The sequence below is a fragment of the Agromyces indicus genome, assembly GCF_031432295.1.
GTDB lineage: Bacteria > Actinomycetota > Actinomycetes > Actinomycetales > Microbacteriaceae > Agromyces > Agromyces indicus.
The window spans coordinates 447,891-463,344 of the sequence record NZ_JAVKGS010000001.1 but is presented as its reverse complement, the minus strand read 5'-3'; the positions used below and the strand labels follow the sequence as shown (position 1 = coordinate 463,344).

The window sequence follows — 15,454 nt, the reverse complement described above, 5'->3', positions numbered from 1 at the left end:
AGGACGAAATGCGGTCGACGGATGCCGCGGGTCAGCGCGTCGCACGCACCACGACGAACTCCGGCGCCTCGGCGAGCGACTGCGCCACCACGCAGAACCGCTCGGTTCCGGTGCGGAGCCGCTCGAGCGCGGCGTCGTCCGCGTCGGTGTCGACGACGGCGGTGACCACCACGTCCAGGACGCCCACGGGGACCGTCCGGTCGAGGCCGAGCGTGCCCCGGGCGTCGAACACGCCCTCGGCGCTGAGCTCGGCCGAGCGGATGTCGACGCCCATCGCCGTGGCCACGGATCGGAGCGTCACGCCGGCGCATCCGAGGAGTGCCTGGAGGAGGAAGTCCGCCGAGCAGGCGTCGCCGCCGTCTCCGCCCGTCGCGGGGTGCAACCCGGTTCGGACCGGGCCCGCCCAGGTGTCGATGGTGGCGGTGATGCCCGGGTCGGCGAACGACCCGCGGGCGGCCACGGGCGTGACCGCCGCGTCGGGGTCGGCGCGGTAGCGCTCCTTGAGCGGGGCCTGCAGGGCCCGCAGTTCGGTCCGGTCCATGTCGTGCATCCTCAGGGGCGGCCGCTCAGTCGAGGAGCAGCCTGGTCGAGTGTTCGAGGTGGGCGCGCAGCGCCTCGGGCCCCCTCGTGGGGAGCTCGTCGAGGAGGCGCCGGTGCTCCTCGACGACCGACGCGACGCTGTAGTGCGTGCGCGCGTGCAGGATGAACAGCAGCAGCTCGCTGCCGAGGGTCGTGTGGATCTCGATGATCCGCGGGCTCCCCGAGGCGGCCACGAGGGCGGCGTGGAAGTCGGCGTGCAGCCGTTCGACCTCGAGCCAGGCCGCGTCCGTGGCGGATCCCGGCCGGTCGTCGCCGGTGCTCAACCGTTCCATCGCATCGATCGCCGCCCGCGCCGGCGCCAGCGCCGCCTCGGGCAGCGACCCGCCGAATCGCTGGAAGGCGATCCGCACGGCCTCGACCTCGAGCGCGGCGCGGAGCTGCTGCAGCGCGAGCAGCTGCGCGTCGTCGAAGCTCGTCACGCGAACGCCCCGGTAGGGCTCGGCGACGGCGAGCCGCTCGGCGACGAGTCGCTGGAACGCCGCCCGGATGGTGTGCCGGGAGACGCCGAGCCGCGCGGCGCACGACTCCTCCCTGAGCGGCTCGTCCGGCGGAAGGGTGCCGCTCAGGATCTCCTCGCGGAGCTGCGCCGTCGCGCGTTCGACCGCGGTGGGCGCGTTGCCGGCCGCGTCGGCCGACGCCGCGGCATCCGTCACCGGATCGTCACCGTTCGAGGTTGGCGCGGACCACGAGCCACACGCCGACCCCCACCGCGACGGCGACCCCGGCGGCGACCGCGATGGCCGTGCCGGGCTGGTCGTCGGCGAAGCGCTGCACGCGGAGCTTCGCCCGGGCGGTGGCACGCGCCAGGCGCTTCGGCACGTTGAGGTGCTCCTCGATCGCGCCGAGGGTCGCCGCGAGCTCGTCGCGTGCGGCGCGCGCGTTGTCGTGCGCCTGCAGGCGCGTCAGGTTCCGCTGCGTCTTCTTGTCGAGCGTCGCCACGTCAGTTCCGGCTGCCATACGCCCCCCGTCCGGTGATCGCGTCGAGGTCCTGACGGACGCTCTCGATCGATTCGAGCGGCTCGCTGCCGCGCTTGAAGTTGAGCACGGCCACCCCGAGGAGGATCAGGATGATCAGCAGCAGCACGCCCGACACGATGAGCGCCGCCGCCCATCCCGGCATCACGAGCGACAGCGCGAGGATGCCGGTCGCGATGAGGGTGCCGAGCAGGAAGATGCCGACGAAGGCCGCCACGACGACGAGGCCCGCGCCGATGCCGAAGTGCTTCGCCTTGTAGGTGAGTTCGGCCTTGACCTGGTCGATCTCGGCTCGGACCAGCGTGGAGATGCGGTCGGGCAGTTCCCCGAGCAGCGTGAACAGCCCGCGCTCGTCGTTCAGTGGTGAGGACATCGCGATTTCACTCCGTCAGGGATCGGTCAGGACGAGCTCGACGAGCCCGAGCCCGAACCCGATCCGGCGGACTTGGCGCTCGAGTTCGACGACGAGGAGCCCGACGACCCCTTGGTGCCGTTGCCGCTCGGCTTCGACGACGACCCGCTGGAGGTCGAACGCGAGGAGCCCGAGCCGGTCGACGCCGTACCCGACGAACCGGTCGACGAGCCCGAGGCGGACTTCGCGGCCGAGGACCGCGTGGATCCCTGCGTGCTGGTGAACTGCGACACGAGCTTCTTCGCGCCGTCGAGGACCTTGTCGCCGACGTCGCCCGCGCGGCTCATGGCGAAGCCCTTGACCGTGTCGACGCCCTCCTGGACCTTCGGTTGGTTCCAGACGTCCTCCGCCGCCTTGCGGATCTGCTCGTAGCGCTCGCGTCCGGCGCGCGTGCCCAGCACGTAGCCGACGCCGAGACCGACGACGAAGAGGAATTTGCCCTTCATGTGCACCCCATCCCCCGCTGCGGTTGTCAAGACAGCAGTGACACCCAGCGTAGACCCCGACCGGGCCGGCGCAAGGGGGTTGCGAGGTCTCCGGCGTCGTCGTATTCCCGTGCGGCTATGCGTCGTCGGCGACGTGGACGGCCAGGTGGCGGATGCGTCCGGCCGCCTCGGCCGCGTGCGGCACGACCGACGCCAGTCCCGTCCCGGCCACCCACGAGCCCGTGACGGCGAGGCCGGAGTGCTCGTCGATCGCCTCCTCGAGGGCGCGGACGCGGGCGCGCTGGCCGACGGCGGCCTGCGAGAGGGCGTCCCGCCAGGCGTTGCGTCCGGCGGCGCGCACGTGCGAGCGGTCCAGCGGAACGCCGAGCAGCGCCGACGCGTCGCGCACCGCGAGCTCGGTCACCGCGTCGTCGTCGAGGGCCGTGAGCGGTCCCGCGGCGCCCGCGCGGCCGTAGGAGAGGCGGACGACGTGGCGGCCCGATGCGGCATCCGCGAGCCAGGGCCACTTGGCGCTCGAGTGCGTCAGCGCCTTCGCCGTGACGCCCGGCGCGTCGGCCGCGACGAGCACCCCCGTGCCGCGGGGCGCCGCGTCGAGCGCCGGGGCGTCGAGCACGAGCGTGACCAGTTCGACGGATGCCGCGTCCGGCCACTCCTCGGCGAGCGCCTCCTCGCCGACGAGGCCCGCGAGGAGTCCGCGGGAGACGTGCGCCGGCGTCGCGACGATCGCGAAGCGCGCGTCGACCACGACGGAGCCGGGTGCGCCGCCGTCGGGGGCCGCGGCCTCGCCGACCGCGCGCCACGCGGACGCCGGCCGGCCGTCCTCCGTCGCCGCCGGCTCGCGCCGGTCGAGTGCGGTGACCCGCACCCCGGTGCGCACGTCGGCGCCGAACCGGTCGAGTTCGGCGAGCAGGGCGTCGACGAGGGTGTGCATGCCGCCGCGGAGCCCGAGGACCGCGCTGCCCGCCTTCCGCTCCCCGACGAGCTGCGCCACGCCGCCCGACAGGGACCCTGCACGCGTCATGGCCTCGTTCAGCCCGGGCGCGACGACGTCGACGTCGAGGTCGTCGGGATCGGTCGAGTACACGCCAGCCGAGATCGGCGCGACGAGCCGGTCGAGCACCGCCCGGCCCATGCGCTCGCGGACCAGCGGGCCGAGCCGTTCGGCCCGTCCGATCTTGAGGATCGGCCGCACCCGGTCGAGCCAGGCCCGCCAGGCGCCGCTCCACCCGATGATGGCGCGCACGTCGTCACCGAGTGGGTTCGCGGGGATGCCGAGCATGCCGGTGCGCGGCAGCGGCGCGGCCTTCGTCGCGCCGCCATCGCCCCAGACCAGCCAGGCACCCGACGGATTCGGCCGCTCGATGCGGTCGCCGAGCCCGAGCCGCTCGGCCAGGGCGGCCACCGACCCGTTGCGGGTCGCGAACGACTCGGCGCCGCTGTCGAGCGCGAGGCCGTCGAGCTCGATCCGGCCGACGCATCCCCCCGGCCGGTCGGCCCGCTCGAGCACGGTCACGCCGAGTCCGATCCGCGCGCACTCGAGCGCTGCGACCAGCCCGGCAACGCCGCCGCCGACCACGACCACGTCGGTCGTGCGGTGCTCGGCAGCTCCGGGAGCGGCGGAATCGGTCATCGCCCGGCCTCGTGCACGAGCTCCACGACGCGCGTCAGCACGGTCGGGTCGGTCTCGGGCGGCACGCCGTGGCCGAGGTTGAACACGTGCGCGGGTGCGACCCGGCCGCGGCCGAGCACGTCGCGCACCGCGCGTTCGAGCACGGGCCACGGCGCGGCGAGGAGCGCGGGGTCGAGGTTGCCCTGCAGCGGCACGCCACCGCCGACCCGAGCGGATGCCACGTCGAGCGGCACGCGGTAGTCCACGCCGACCGCGTCGACGCCGACCGAGGTCATCGCGCCGAGCAGTTCGCCCGTGCCGACCCCGAAGTGCACGACGGGCACGGCGCGACGGACCGGCGCGCCCGCGGCATCCGTCGCCCCCGGCACCTCGTACTCGACGTCGTGCACGTGCGCGAGCGCCGCCGCGGAGGCGGGAACCACGTGCGTCTCGTAGTCGGCGAGCGAGAGCGCGCCCGCCCACGAGTCGAACAGCTGCGCCGCGGACGCCCCGGCGAGCACCTGCGTGCGCAGGAAGCGGCCCGTGAGCTCGGCGGTCCAGTCCATCAGAGCGCGCCAGGCGCCCGGGTCGGCGTGCATGAGCGTGCGCGCGGCGAGGTGGTCCTTCGACGGCCCGCCCTCGGCCAGGTACGCGGCGAGGGTGAACGGCGCACCGGCGAAGCCGATCAGCGGCGTGCTGGTCGGGGCGCCGGGCGAGGTGAGCGTCGCGAGTTCGGCCACGGTGCGCTGGACGGCCTCGGCGATGGGGCCGGCGGCCTCGTCGAGCGTGGCCGGATCGATCCGCGTCAGCTCGGCGACGCCCGCCGCATCGCCGTACGACGACCCGAACACCGGGCCGCGGCCGGGCTGGATCTCGACGTCGACGCCGACGAGCTTCAGCGGCACCACGATGTCGCTGAAGAAGATGCCCGCGTCGACGCCGTGGCGGCGGATGGGCTGGAGCGTGATCTCGGCCGCCATCGCGGGGTCGAGGCACGCGTCCAGCATGCGGGTGCCGACGCGCAGCTCGCGGTACTCCGGCAGCGAGCGGCCGGCCTGGCGCATGAACCACACCGGCGTGGTGTCGCTGCGCTCACCGCGGTAGGCGCGCACGAGGCGCGAGTCGTGGGTGAGGCGAGAGGCCAGCGGATGCTGCGGGGAGAGGATCACGCGCAACATCCTCCCCCATTGCGACTGAACGCGTCCTGTTCCGCCGGCGACGCCGGATGTTGGACCAATGGAGAACGGGGTCTGGTGGACGCGCTCTCACGGCGCTACAGTCGGACGGTCGTGCATCCCCCGCGCACGGCGACGCACCGACGTCTCCCCAGCGACGGCGCGCCTCCGCCACCCACGGAGTCCCCATGTCCAGCACTGCACCGCGGCATCGCACCGGATCGATCGTCCTGGTCGCGCTCGCCGCCGTCCTCCTCGTGGCCGGCCTGGCGCTCGGCCAGGCCTGGGTGGAGCGGCTCGTGCCGCGCCTTCCCGAGGTGCCCGCCACCGAATTCGCGCTCGTGCTCGCGGCCGCGACGGCGATCGTCGCCGTCGCGGTGGCGCTGCGACGCGCCGCCGCGTCAGCACGCGCGACGGCACGGCGCCGGGCGCTCCAGAGCATCCATCGCGGCGAGATCGCGAGCGGCATCCGCAACCGCGAGCTCGTCGCGCGCCTGGCCGAGCTCGGCCATCAGGGCGGCAGCACCGCCGCCCTCCCGTCGCGGTTCTCGATCGTCGCCGACGACGGCGGCCTCTCGTTCTGGAGCGGCGGACGCCGGCCGCGCCGGGTCGCCCACTTCCCGTGGCGCGAGGTGCGCACCATCCGCTCGGATCGCGCGGTCGTCGGCAGCACCGAGGTGCCCGTCGTCGTCGTGCGGGTCCGCCGGGCCGGCATCAGCGTCGAGCTGCCCGTCATGCTGAGCGACCCGCGCCTCGGCCGGTACGCGCTCACCGACGCCCCGTTCTTCGCGACGGTGCGATCGTGGAAGGCGCGACACCGGGCCGCGCTCGCGGCCGAGGGGCTCGAACTGCCGCCGCTCACGGGCGCCATCCCCGTGATCCGGCCCCACGCCGCGGCCTGAACCCGATGATGACACGGCCGGTCGGAGCACCTTTCGACCACCGGTAGAATCGTCTGGTGCTCATCTGTCTCACCGCGAGTCACAAGAACGCCGGGTTCGACATGCTCGAACGGCTTTCGGCGACCGCCGAGCACGCCGCACCCCGTCTCCTCGACGGGCACCCGGCCGTGCAGGGCGCCGTCGTCGTGGCGACCTGCAACCGCTTCGAGGCCTACCTCGACCTCGACACCCCGGAGGGCGACTCCCCCGTCGACGCCGTCCACGACGCGATCCGCGCGGTCGGCGACGTCGCCGCCCTCGAGCCGGACGAGCTGCGCAGCACCTTCGGCTTCGTGCACGGCAACGCCGTCGCCGGTCACCTGTTCGCCGTGGCATCCGGTCTCGAGTCGGTCGTCGTCGGCGAGGGCGAGATCGCAGGGCAGGTGCGCCGCTCGCTCGAGCGCGCCCGCAAGGAGGGCACCACGACGCCCGAGCTCGAGCGGCTGTTCCAGCGCGCCTCGCAGACGTCGCGGCGCGTGAAGAACGCGACCGGCATCGGCAGCGAGGGCCGCTCACTCGTGCGCCTCGCACTCGACCTCGCCGAGAGCCGGGTCACCGACTGGTCGGCCGTGCGGGTCCTGCTCGTCGGCACCGGCCGCTACGCCGGCGCGTCGCTCGCCGCGCTGCGCGACCGCGGCGTGACCGACGTATCGGTGTACTCGCCCACGGGGCGCGGCGCGAAGTTCGCCGCGAGCCACGACATCGCCGCCGTCGAGACCGGCGACTACGCCATGGCGGCTGCCGGCGCCGACCTCATCGTCACCTGCACCATGGTCGAGCACCACGTCGTCGACCGCTCGCTGATCGAGCTCGGCCGCACCGAGCTCGCGGTGGCCGAGCGGCCCGTTCCCGTCGCCCTGCTCCGCCCGCGCGAGGGCACGGCGACCACGGTCGGGGTCGAAGCGGATGACGCGGCGCAGGCCGAGGCGCCGCGCCAGCTCATCATCGACCTGGGCCTGCCCCGCAACGTCGACCCCGACGTCGCCGGCGTACCCGGCGTCGACCTGCTCGACCTCGAGACCATCAAGATCCACGCGCCGCTCGAGGAGTTCGGTGCGACGGATGCCGCGCGCGAGCTCGTCGAGCGCGCCGCCCGCAAGTTCAGCCGCGTCGGTGAAGAGCTCGACCTCGCGCCCGCGGTCGTGGCCCTCCGCAAGCACGTGTTCGACGTGCTCGACGCCGAGATCCGCCGCGCCCGGGTGCGCGGCGACGACGACGGCCGCACCGAGGCCGCGCTCCGCCACATGGCCGGCGTGCTGCTGCACACCCCCATGGCGCGCTCGCGCGAGTACGCCCGCGCGGGCGAGCAGCAGGCCTGGCTCGACGGCCTCGAGGCGATGTTCGGCATCCGGCCCGAGCCCGAGGCGGCGGCCTCCGCCGGCGCCGACGAGCGGCCCGAGGACGAGCGCGGGCGCCGCGCCGGCGGCACCCGCTGACGCCTCCCGCGCGCTACGCTGTCGCCCCGTGACCGTGCACGAACGACCGGATGACGCGGCCGACGCCGGCCCGCCCGCACTGCGGCTCCCGTTCGACGTGGCCGAGCTCGACCGCCGGCCGATCCGGACCGAACGACTGCGGCTGCGACCCCTCGCGACCGCCGACGCCGACGACGTCTGGGAGTACCAGTCCCTGCCCGAGGTGCTGCGCTACATCCCGTGGCCCGAGCGCGACCGCGACCAGGCGCGCGAGCACACCGAGACCCGCGCGGCATGCCGCCGCCTGGCCGACGACGGCGATGCGGTGTTCCTCGCGATGGCCCTCGTCGGCGAGCCCTCGACGACGGATGCCGCACCCGGCCGCACCCGCGGGGACCGCGTGGTCGGCGACATCATGCTGCGGCTCGCGTCGTCCGCCCACGCACGTCTCGAGGTCGGCTGGGTCGTCCACCCCGACTTCCACGGGCGCGGTCTCGCCGCGGAGGCGGCCGCCGCCACACTGGATCTCGCCTTCGGGCGGCTCGTCGCGCATCGGGTCGTCGCGCACCTCGACGCCCGCAACGCGGCATCCGCTCGACTCTGCGAACGGCTGGGCATGCGCCGCGAGGCGACCCTCGTCGAGGAGGAGTGGAACGACGGCGAATGGCAGGACACGGCGTCGTACGGCGTGCTGCGCCGCGAGTGGCGGGCGCTGCGCGCCGGGCGGGCCTGACGCGGGGAGCTCAGTCCCAGAGGGGACGCGGCGCCGGCATCCGCTCGGCACACCCCGCACCGCGGGACGCGCGAGTGTCCACGAATGGCGGGGTCAGCGCCCGCGGGGCGACGTTTCGTGGACACTCGACCGCGAGCGAGCGAGCGAGCCGGCGCGACGCCGCCGGCGCTCAGGCGCCGACGAGGCGCGAACCGAGGTACGACTCGAGCTCGGCGAGCGGCACGCGCTCCTGCTGCATGGTGTCGCGGTCGCGCACGGTCACGGCGTTGTCATCCAGCGAGTCGAAGTCGACCGTGACGCAGAACGGGGTGCCGATCTCGTCCTGGCGGCGGTAGCGGCGGCCGATGGCGCCGGCGTCGTCGAATTCGACGTTCCACAGCTTGCGCAGGCGGGCGGCGACGTCGCGGGCGAGCGGCGACAGCTTCTCGTTGCGGGAGAGCGGCAGCACCGCGGCCTTGACGGGCGCGAGGCGCGGGTCGAGCTTGAGCACGGTGCGGGTGTCGGTGCCGCCCTTCGCGTTCGGCACCTCCTCGACGTGGTACGCGTCGACGAGGAACGCCATGAGCGAGCGGGTGAGGCCGGCCGCAGGCTCGATCACGTACGGGGTCCAGCGCTCGTTCTTCGACTGGTCGAAGAACGAGAGGTCCTTGCCGGAATGCTCGGCGTGGGTCGACAGGTCGAAGTCGGTGCGGTTCGCGACGCCCTCGAGCTCGCCCCACTCGCCGCCGGTGAAGCCGAAGCGGTACTCGATGTCGACGGTGCGCTTCGAGTAGTGGCTGAGCTTGTCCTTCGGGTGCTCGAACAGGCGCAGGTTCTCGGGGTCGATGCCGAGGTCGACGTACCACTGGAAGCGCGTGTCGATCCAGTACTGGTGCCATTCCTCGTCGCTGCCGGGCTCGACGAAGAACTCCATCTCCATCTGCTCGAACTCGCGCGTGCGGAAGATGAAGTTGCCGGGCGTGATCTCGTTGCGGAACGACTTGCCGATCTGGCCGATGCCGAACGGCGGCTTCATGCGCGCTGCCTGCAGCACGTTGGCGAAGTTCACGAAGATGCCCTGCGCGGTCTCGGGGCGCAGGTAGTGCAGGCCGGACTCGTCGTCGACGACGCCGAGGAAGGTCTTCAGCAGGCCGGAGAAGGCGCGCGGCTCGGTCCACTGGCCGCGCGTGCCGCAGTTGGGGCAGACGATGTCGGCGAGGCCGTTCTCGGGCTCGCGGCCCTTCTTCTCCTCGTACGCCTCGACGAGGTGGTCCTCGCGGAAGCGCTTGTGGCAGTGCAGGCACTCGATGAGCGGGTCGGTGAACACGGCGACGTGGCCCGACGCCTCCCACACCTGGGTGGGCAGGATCACGCTCGAGTCGAGGCCGACGACGTCGTCGCGGCCCTGCACCATCGAGCGCCACCACTGGCGCTTGATGTTCTCCTTCAGCTCGACGCCGAGGGGGCCGTAGTCCCACGCCGACCGGGATCCGCCGTAGATCTCACCCGCCTGGAAGACGAAGCCCCGGTGCTGGGCGAGCGTGATGACGGAATCGAGACGGGTGGGTGCGGCCACGGTGGCTCCAATGGTCCAGTGCGGAGGGGATCGGGCGAGACGCCCGCAAGTCGGTGTCCTTATCCTACGGTCGAGCGGATGCCGCCCTGAAACGCGCACGCGTTCCGCATCCGTCACCCGCTCGGGCCGGCCCTAGGCTGAACGGATGCCGCTGCCCGACCTGCACGTCGCCGCGATCGCCGTCGTGCGCGACCGTCGCGTGCTGATGGTCACGGCTCGCGGGCGCGAGGTGCACTACCTGCCGGGCGGCAAGATCGACCCGGGCGAGACGCCGGCCGAGGCGGCGGCGCGCGAGGCGCGCGAGGAGGTCGGGCTGGTGCTCGACCCGTCGACCCTCACCGAGGCGTTCACGGTGCGCGAGCTCGCCCACGGGCAGGGCGAGGGGCGCCACGTGCGCATGCACGTCTTCCTCGTCGAGACGGATGCCGCGCCCGAGCCCGACGGCGAGATCGACGCCGTGCACTGGGTGGGCACCGACGAGGCGCATCGCTGCCCGCCGGCGGGCGTCGAGGTGCTGCGCCGGCTCGCGGCATCCGGGCTGGTCGACTGACTCGGTCGCCCGCGCGCCGCGCAACCCCCTGCCCGATCCCAGCCGTCACCGGCCGGCATCCGGCATGATCGCTACCAGCACGCAGGACGACAGGGGGTGCGGATGTCGCGGACGCGCGAGTTCCGCCTCGGCGACCGGGTGACGGTGATCACCGAGTCGGGCGAGGCCGACGCCCCCGTCTTCGTGCTCGTGCACGGCATCGGCATGGGCCACCGCTACTGGTCGGAGCTCGCCGACGCGCTGGCCCGCCACGGACGCGTGCTCGCCCTCGACCTGCCCGGGTTCGGCGCGGCGCCGGAGCCCGACCGCCCGCAGACGATGTCGGAGTCCGGGGCGTACCTCGCCGAACTCATCGAGGCGGAGCGGTTCTCGGCGCCCGTCGTGCTCGTCGGCCACTCGATGGGGACGCAGATCGTCGCCGAGACCGCCGCGCAACGGCCGGAGCTCGTGTCATCCGTCGTGCTCATCGCCCCGACCGTGAACCCGCGGGAGCGGTCGGCGTTCGTGCAGGCGATCCGGCTGGTCGCCGACCCGTCGCTGCTGCGGCCGCGCGTGGTGGCGCTGGGCATCCAGTCGTACCTGCAGGCGGGGCCCCGCTGGTACTTCAGGAAGCTGCGGCAGATGCTCGACCATCGCCTCGAGCTGGTGCTGCCGGATGTCGCGGCGCCGACGCTCGTGATCAGGGGCGAGCACGACCGCCTCGCACCGAAGCCGTGGGCCGAGCAGGTGACGCGGATGCTGCCGAACGGGCGGTACGCGGAGGTGCCCAATCGCGGCCACGAGACCATGGTCACGGCCGGCGACCGGGTCGCCGATCTCGTCGCCCGGCATGCGCGCGGCGAAGCGGTCGGTCGGGAGGTCGCGCGTGTCTCGCAGCCCGAGCCGCCGTCTCGGATCGAGCGCGCGTGGTGGTGGGCCGGCGACTACGTGTACGCGGGCTGGCGGCAGGCGGCGGTGCTCGTCGACGGATGGCACCCACCCGAGCGGTGGCGGCACGCGGACCCGTCGCTGCCCGAGGTCGTGCTGCTGCCCGGCATCTACGAGCACTGGTCGTTCATGCGCCCGCTCGGCGATGCGCTGTCGGTCGCGGGGCACCGGGTGCGCGTCGTGCACGGCATGGGCACGAACCGCCGCGGCGTCGCCGACACGGCACGGCGGCTGGAGCGCGCGCTGGCGAAGGTGCCGGCGCCGAACGCCGGGCGGGTGATCGTCGCGCACAGCAAGGGCGGCCTGATCGCCAAGCACCTCATGGTGGCTGAGGCCGAGGCCGGGCGTGACGGCGAACCCGCCGCCGAGGGCCGGCGCGGGCTCCTCGGGGTGGTCGCCGTGTGCACGCCCTTCGCGGGGTCGCGCCTCGCGCGGCTCATCGTGGACCCGAGCGTGCGGGCGCTGCTGCCGAGCGACGAGACCATCGTGATGCTCGGGCGCGCGGCATCCGTCAACGCCTGCATCGTCTCGGTGTTCGGGCGGTTCGACCCGCACATCCCGGACGGCAGCATGCTCGACGGGGCGACGAACATCCGGGTGCCCGTGCCCGGCCACTTCCGGATCCTCGGGTCGGGCGAGACGCACCGGGCGGTGATCGAGGGGGTCGGCCTGCTGGCGACGGCGGATCGGCGCGTGTCCTGACCGGCCGCGGCGCGCGTCGCCGCGGGGTCACGAGAGCAGGAACGGCACCGCGGCGACGGCGACGGCCGCGGCGAACAGCAGGACGGCGAGCGGCACCGAGCGCCGGACCGTGCCCTGGCCGAAGCGCGCCACGATCCGCTCGAGCCGCGCCCGCGTGCGCTCCCGCGCGAGCAGGCCGACGACGAGCAGCACGAGGCACGGCAGGCAGTAGACGAGGGTGTACCCCGCGAGCACCAGCAGCCCCTGCCAGGCCGGGGCACCGGCATCGACGAGGCGCTCGATGGCGATGAAGTACGGGAACGCGTTCGGGAGGTCGGCGGCGGTGACGACGGCGCCGAAGGGCAGCGCGGTCCACGGTCCGAACCAGGCCGGGAGGGCGACGGGTCGTCGGGGCCGGTCCCGGAGGCGGCGGACCCCGGCGACGACGAGGCCGACCGCGGCCGCCCCGAAGGCCGCGAACCGCAGCACCGTGATGACGCCCTCGACCGCGCCCACGGCGGCGCCCGCGGTCAGGTAGAGCGCCGTCCCGACCGCGAACACCGTGAGGGCCGCTCCCGCGACGGTCGCGAGCGCGATCAGCCCGGGTCGTCGCGGCGCCGCGAGGAGGATGAGCGCGACCGACACGATCGTCGCCGGATTGAGCGCGTCGAGTGCGGCGAGGCCGGCGATCCCGGCGAGGAGCGCGGGGGTCACGGCCGGCGGTCCGCGACCCCGAGGTGGTCGAGCAGCGTCGCGAGGTCGACGTCCGCGACGGGGTCGTCGAGGCCGGCGAGGGCGTTGCCCGCCAGCCCGTCGCCGACGAGCCGGATGATGCGCGCGCGCACGGGGTCGCCGACCTCGTCGGCGATGAGCCGTTCCCACCGGGCGATCGCGGCGGCGGCGTCGGCGAGCACCCCGGACTCCGGCCCCTCCAGCGCCCGGTGGGCGACGGCCATGGCCCGGAACAGGTCGAGGTCGTCGCCCCTGGGCACCGAGAGCCCGAGCCACGCGGCGGCGGCACGGCCCTCGGCCGCCGCCTCGCGCATGGCCACGTCGATCTCGTCGAGCGCCCGACGGGCGAGCCCGTCGACGAGCGCCGCGCGGCTCGGGAAGTGGTGCATGAGCCCGCCCTTGGAGACGCCGGTCGCCTCGGCCACGGCGTTCAGCGACGGAATCGTGCCGTGCTCGAGCGTGAGGCGCCGGGTGGCGTCGAGGATGCGATCGCGGAGGTCCATGCCCTCATGCTAGCCGACAGACCGACCGGTCGGTCTGTCAATTCCGGTTCATAGGAGATGCATTGGCGCCGCGCAGGCCCTCTGCAGCGAGCGCAGCCATACTTGCAGTCACTGCACTACGATGTGTAGCGACTGAAAGGAAGGCCCATGACCCCCGCCGCAGCACCGCCCCGAGGCGCCCCGGTGATCCGCGCCGTCGACCTCGCCAAGACCTATGGATCCGGAGAGACCCGCTTCGACGCGTTGAAGGGCGTGAGCCTCGACGTGCAGCGCGGCGAATCGCTCGCGATCGTCGGCCGATCCGGCTCGGGCAAGTCGACGCTCATGCACCTGCTCGCGCTCCTCGACCGCCCCAACGCCGGCCGGATCGAGGTCGACGGCGAGGACGTCGCCGGCGCCGGGGCGCGCACGCTCAACCGACTGCGCAACGAGCGCTTCGGCTTCGTCTTCCAGCAGTTCTTCCTCACCGCCCAGCAGAGCGTGCTCGAGAACGTGACGCTCCCGCTGCTCGTCGCGGGCGTCGCACCGCGCGAGCGCACCCGGCGCGGCATGGCGGTGCTCGAGTCGCTCGGCCTCGCCGACAAGGCGAAGAACCGCGCCACCGACCTCTCCGGCGGCCAGAAGCAGCGCGTCGTCATCGCACGCGCGCTCATCAACGAGCCCGACGTGATCTTCGCCGACGAGCCGACGGGCAACCTCGACACGGCCACCGGCCGCCAGGTCGAGGATCTCCTCTTCGGCCTGCAGCGGGACCGCGGCATCACGCTCGTCGTCGTCACCCACGACGAGGAGCTCGCCGCCCGTTGCGACCGGCGCATCACCATCGCCGACGGCCGCATCATCGCCAGAACGGATGCCGCGGCATCCGTCGTCACGGAAGGAGCGGCCCGATGAGGACCGCCGACGTCATCACCACCGCGACCCGCAACGCGTTCCGCAGCCGGCTGCGGACGACCCTCACCGCGCTCAGCCTCTTCGTCGGCGCGTTCACCCTCACCCTCACCACCGCGCTCGGCGCCGGGGTGAACGACTACGTCACCAAGCAGGTCGAGACGCTGAGCACCGGCGACGTGCTCCTCGTCACGCCGGCCGCGTCGACCGACACGACCGACGGGCCGAACGAGTACGACCCCGACGGGCGGCAGCAGTCGGGCCAGGCGAACCCGCTCGGCTCGGGCACCCTGCTGAACGACGACGACCTCGACGCGACGCGTGCGATCGCCGGCGTCGACCGGGTCGAACCAGTCCGGCAGATCAGCGTCGACTGGATCGCCGGCGACGCCGACGCGGCCGCCGACGGTCGCTACGAGCTCGACGTGAACCCCACGTCCTCGATCGGCCGCAGCGACCTCGTGGCCGGCGCGCAGCTCGACCAGGAGGCTGGCGACCTGCAGATCCTGCTGCCCGAGGACTACGTCGACGCGCTCGGCTTCGCCGACGCCGAGGACGCCGTCGGCGCCACGGTGACCCTCGGGTACACCGACGCCGCGCTCGAGGAGCAGACCGTCGAGGCCGAGGTCGTCGGCGTGGCGCGGACGAGCCTGCTCGCCGCAGGATCCGGCGTGAACCAGGCGCTGACCGACGAGATCGCCGACGCGCAGGCGGTGCCCGGCCAGCCGAACGCCTACGCCGTCGCGGTCGCGTACCTCGAGGGCTCCGGCGCCGACGGCGCGGTCACCACGGCCGACGTTGACGCCGTCAAGGCCGACCTCGCCGACGCCGACCTCGCGGGGCAGACCGTCGAGGACCAGCTCGGCGTCATCCAGACCGTCATCACCGGCATCATCGGCGTGCTCAGCGCCTTCGCGGTGGTCGCCCTCATCGCGGCATCCTTCGGTATCGTCAACACGCTGCTGATGAGCGTGCAGGAGCGCACGCGCGAGATCGGCCTGATGAAGGCCATGGGCATGTCGAACGGCCGGGTGTTCGGGCTCTTCAGCCTCGAGGCGGTCGTGATCGGCCTGCTCGGCTCGGCGATCGGCGCACTGGCGGCCATCGGCGTCGGCACCGCGATCTCCGCGGGCGCCGCGTCGACCGTGCTGGCCGACCTCCCGGGTCTCACGCTGCTGCTGTTCGAGCCCGCCACGGTGATCACGGTCATCGTCGTGATCATGGTGATCGCGTTCCTCTCGAGCGTGCTGCCGGCGCGGCGCGCGGCCCGGCAGGACCCGATCGAGTCGCTACGGTACGAGTAGACCGA

The 15,454-nt window shown here is 73.7% G+C and carries 17 protein-coding genes; 7 read left to right on the top strand and 10 right to left on the bottom strand.

Annotation, left to right across the window (positions count from 1 at the left end):
* Window positions 1–31: 31 nt before the first annotated feature.
* From RH861_RS02180 to hemE, 7 genes are all read right to left on the bottom strand, one after another.
* Window positions 32–541: an OsmC family protein gene (locus tag RH861_RS02180; RefSeq protein ID WP_310519549.1), complete on the bottom strand. Its 510-nt coding sequence runs from the start codon at window positions 539–541 to the stop codon at window positions 32–34.
* Window positions 542–566: 25 nt separating this feature from the next.
* Entirely contained in the window at window positions 567–1,253 is a 687-nt protein-coding gene (locus tag RH861_RS02175) for a GntR family transcriptional regulator (RefSeq protein WP_310519548.1), read from the bottom strand.
* A gap of 7 nt (window positions 1,254–1,260) precedes the next feature.
* Entirely contained in the window at window positions 1,261–1,557 is a 297-nt protein-coding gene (locus RH861_RS02170; RefSeq protein WP_310519547.1) for a hypothetical protein, read from the bottom strand.
* The gene (locus RH861_RS02165; protein ID WP_067947752.1) at window positions 1,541–1,948 is read right to left on the bottom strand and encodes a phage holin family protein; all 408 of its coding nucleotides are present in this window, start codon (window positions 1,946–1,948) and stop codon (window positions 1,541–1,543) included. The genes RH861_RS02170 and RH861_RS02165 overlap by 17 nt, the downstream gene beginning before the upstream one ends.
* 26 nt (window positions 1,949–1,974) lie before the next feature.
* Window positions 1,975–2,433, bottom strand: coding sequence for a YtxH domain-containing protein (locus RH861_RS02160; RefSeq protein WP_310519546.1), 459 nt, complete (start codon window positions 2,431–2,433; stop codon window positions 1,975–1,977).
* Window positions 2,434–2,548: 115 nt separating this feature from the next.
* Window positions 2,549–4,063 carry a protoporphyrinogen oxidase gene (gene hemG / locus RH861_RS02155; RefSeq protein ID WP_310519545.1) on the bottom strand — a complete coding sequence of 505 codons (1,515 nt, stop codon included), beginning with the start codon at window positions 4,061–4,063 and terminating at the stop codon, window positions 2,549–2,551.
* Window positions 4,060–5,220 carry a uroporphyrinogen decarboxylase gene (hemE, locus tag RH861_RS02150; RefSeq protein WP_374760941.1) on the bottom strand — a complete coding sequence of 387 codons (1,161 nt, stop codon included), beginning with the start codon at window positions 5,218–5,220 and terminating at the stop codon, window positions 4,060–4,062. The genes hemG and hemE overlap by 4 nt, the downstream gene beginning before the upstream one ends.
* 185 nt (window positions 5,221–5,405) lie before the next feature.
* Here hemE and RH861_RS02145 point away from each other — a divergent pair, with 185 nt between their 5' ends.
* From RH861_RS02145 to RH861_RS02135, 3 genes are read left to right on the top strand one after another with little or no spacing between them, the layout of a single operon-like run.
* The gene (locus RH861_RS02145; RefSeq protein WP_310519543.1) at window positions 5,406–6,119 is read left to right on the top strand and encodes a hypothetical protein; all 714 of its coding nucleotides are present in this window, start codon (window positions 5,406–5,408) and stop codon (window positions 6,117–6,119) included.
* A 56-nt stretch (window positions 6,120–6,175) separates the two neighbouring features.
* Window positions 6,176–7,594, top strand: coding sequence for a glutamyl-tRNA reductase (locus tag RH861_RS02140; protein ID WP_310519542.1), 1,419 nt, complete (start codon window positions 6,176–6,178; stop codon window positions 7,592–7,594).
* Between the two features lie 28 nt (window positions 7,595–7,622).
* Entirely contained in the window at window positions 7,623–8,306 is a 684-nt protein-coding gene (locus RH861_RS02135; RefSeq protein ID WP_310519541.1) for a GNAT family N-acetyltransferase, read from the top strand.
* Between the two features lie 169 nt (window positions 8,307–8,475).
* Here the strand turns inward: RH861_RS02135 and RH861_RS02130 are convergent, their stop codons facing one another.
* Window positions 8,476–9,861, bottom strand: coding sequence for a glycine--tRNA ligase (locus RH861_RS02130; protein ID WP_310519540.1), 1,386 nt, complete (start codon window positions 9,859–9,861; stop codon window positions 8,476–8,478).
* 145 nt (window positions 9,862–10,006) lie between these two features.
* Between RH861_RS02130 and RH861_RS02125 the strand changes: the two genes are divergently transcribed.
* Complete coding sequence (locus tag RH861_RS02125; RefSeq protein ID WP_310519539.1) at window positions 10,007–10,411, top strand: NUDIX hydrolase; 405 nt, start codon at window positions 10,007–10,009, stop codon at window positions 10,409–10,411.
* A gap of 102 nt (window positions 10,412–10,513) precedes the next feature.
* The gene (locus tag RH861_RS02120) at window positions 10,514–12,040 is read left to right on the top strand and encodes an alpha/beta hydrolase (protein WP_310519538.1); all 1,527 of its coding nucleotides are present in this window, start codon (window positions 10,514–10,516) and stop codon (window positions 12,038–12,040) included.
* A gap of 27 nt (window positions 12,041–12,067) precedes the next feature.
* Here the strand turns inward: RH861_RS02120 and RH861_RS02115 are convergent, their stop codons facing one another.
* Both RH861_RS02115 and RH861_RS02110 read right to left on the bottom strand, forming a co-directional pair.
* Window positions 12,068–12,733 carry a GAP family protein gene (locus RH861_RS02115; protein ID WP_310519537.1) on the bottom strand — a complete coding sequence of 222 codons (666 nt, stop codon included), beginning with the start codon at window positions 12,731–12,733 and terminating at the stop codon, window positions 12,068–12,070.
* The gene (locus RH861_RS02110) at window positions 12,730–13,254 is read right to left on the bottom strand and encodes a TetR/AcrR family transcriptional regulator (RefSeq protein WP_310519536.1); all 525 of its coding nucleotides are present in this window, start codon (window positions 13,252–13,254) and stop codon (window positions 12,730–12,732) included. The genes RH861_RS02115 and RH861_RS02110 overlap by 4 nt, the downstream gene beginning before the upstream one ends.
* 147 nt (window positions 13,255–13,401) lie before the next feature.
* Here RH861_RS02110 and RH861_RS02105 point away from each other — a divergent pair, with 147 nt between their 5' ends.
* Both RH861_RS02105 and RH861_RS02100 read left to right on the top strand, forming a co-directional pair.
* Window positions 13,402–14,148 (top strand): ABC transporter ATP-binding protein, encoded by a 747-nt coding sequence (locus RH861_RS02105; RefSeq protein WP_310519535.1) that lies wholly within the window; start codon window positions 13,402–13,404, stop codon window positions 14,146–14,148.
* Complete coding sequence (locus tag RH861_RS02100; RefSeq protein ID WP_310519534.1) at window positions 14,145–15,449, top strand: ABC transporter permease; 1,305 nt, start codon at window positions 14,145–14,147, stop codon at window positions 15,447–15,449. Before RH861_RS02105 ends, RH861_RS02100 begins: the two co-directional genes overlap by 4 nt.
* Window positions 15,450–15,454 lie beyond the last annotated feature (5 nt).